At 67.9% G+C, this 755-nt stretch carries 2 pseudogenes; one reads left to right on the forward strand and one right to left on the reverse strand.

The features are described from left to right. Window positions 1-480: pseudogene (locus A5625_RS01085) on the forward strand (VWA domain-containing protein); the annotation flags it as partial. Window positions 481-484: 4 nt separating this feature from the next. Here the strand turns inward: A5625_RS01085 and A5625_RS01090 are convergent. Then, window positions 485-755, reverse strand: a pseudogene (locus tag A5625_RS01090) (hypothetical protein); the annotation flags it as partial.

The following is a 755-nucleotide window of genomic DNA, read 5'->3' on the forward strand; positions in this document are numbered from 1 at the left end:
ACCGGCGAAGCCATCTTCACCGCTCTGCACGCGATCAGTGCCACCGCGGTCGCCGGGGGCGACAATCCGCCGCCGGCCCGCATCGTGCTGCTCTCCGACGGCGGCGAGAACAAGCCCTCCAATCCCGGCGATCCGCATGATGGCGTCTACACCGCGGCCCGGGCCGCCAAAGCCGAGGGCGTGCAGATCTCGACGATCTCGTTCGGCACCCCGTACGGCACCGTCGACTACGAGGGCGCCACCATCCCCGTTCCGGTGGATGACCAGACCCTGCAGAAGATCTGCGAGATCACCGAGGGCCAGTCGTTTCACGCCGACAGCCTGGACTCGCTGAAGAACGTGTACTCGACGCTGCAGCGCCAGATCGGCTACGAGACCGTCAAGGGCGACGCGAGCATGGCCTGGATGTTGCTCGGCGCCTTCGTCATGGCCGGCGCCATCTTGGCCGGCCTGCTGCTCAACCGCAGGCTGCCCGCCTGAGTCGTCAGCTGGGCAGCCGCCGGTTGATCAGCAGGGCCAGCGCCGTCGCGATCAGTGCGGTCAGGACGCCCAGGCGCAGCCAGCCGGAGCTGCCCGGTCCGGGCACCGTGCGGTAGCCGATCTCGTTCTCGATGGCGTTGTAGCTCTTCTCCAGCTCGCCGAGGTTGGTGGCGGTGTAGGACTGCCCGCCGGACAGCTTGGCGACCGTCTTCATCTGGTCGGTCGAGACCGGGACCGCGATCCGGTGCCCGTCCATCTCGATTTCACCGCCCTTG

Origin of the sequence: Mycobacterium sp. 1465703.0 (assembly GCF_001672975.1) — a bacterium.
Classification (GTDB): Bacteria; Actinomycetota; Actinomycetes; order Mycobacteriales; family Mycobacteriaceae; genus Mycobacterium.